Below are 482 nucleotides of genomic sequence, written 5' to 3' on the forward strand. Positions count from 1 at the left end.
GAGATTCGAACTCGCGACCCTCGCCTTGGCAAGGCGATGCTCTACCACTGAGCCATTCGCGCAAATCATGCAGTCGAGGGGACTTGAACCCCTACCCAGAAACCCGGACTAGATCCTTAGTCTAGCGCGTATGCCAATTCCGCCACGACTGCAAAAACATGAGTCACTCGGGGCTCGAACCCGAGACACCTGGATTAAAAGTCCAGTGCTCTACCAACTGAGCTAGTGACCCGAAAAAATAAAGGGTGGATAGTGGGACTCGAACCCACGGCCTCCAGAGCCACAATCTGGCGCGCTAACCACCTGCGCCATACCCACCATAAGAAATAATTTTCCACTGATACGAGGCTCGGGGTGACAGGATTTGAACCTGCGACCTCCTGATCCCAAATCAGGCGCGCTAGCCAAGCTACGCTACACCCCGAAAGCAAAAAATTGAAATCTGGCAACCATCTACTTTCCCAGGCAGCTTCCCACCAAGT

4 tRNA genes are annotated in these 482 nt (G+C 53.5%); all 4 read right to left on the reverse strand.

The annotated features are described in order from the left end of the window. Positions 1-68 precede the first annotated feature (68 nt). The 4 genes from NE558_RS14230 to NE558_RS14245 all read right to left on the reverse strand — a co-directional run bounded on the left by NE558_RS14230 (position 69) and on the right by NE558_RS14245 (position 424). A tRNA-Leu gene (locus tag NE558_RS14230) sits at positions 69-152 on the reverse strand. A 7-nt stretch (positions 153-159) separates the two neighbouring features. After that, positions 160-232 (reverse strand) — tRNA-Lys (locus tag NE558_RS14235). A gap of 12 nt (positions 233-244) precedes the next feature. After that, positions 245-318, reverse strand: a tRNA-His gene (locus NE558_RS14240). A gap of 31 nt (positions 319-349) precedes the next feature. Beyond that, a tRNA-Pro gene (locus tag NE558_RS14245) sits at positions 350-424 on the reverse strand. Between the last annotated feature and the right edge of the window lie 58 nt (positions 425-482).

Origin of the sequence: Anaerotignum propionicum (assembly GCF_024461735.1) — a bacterium.
Classification (GTDB): Bacteria; Bacillota; Clostridia; order Lachnospirales; family Anaerotignaceae; genus Chakrabartyella.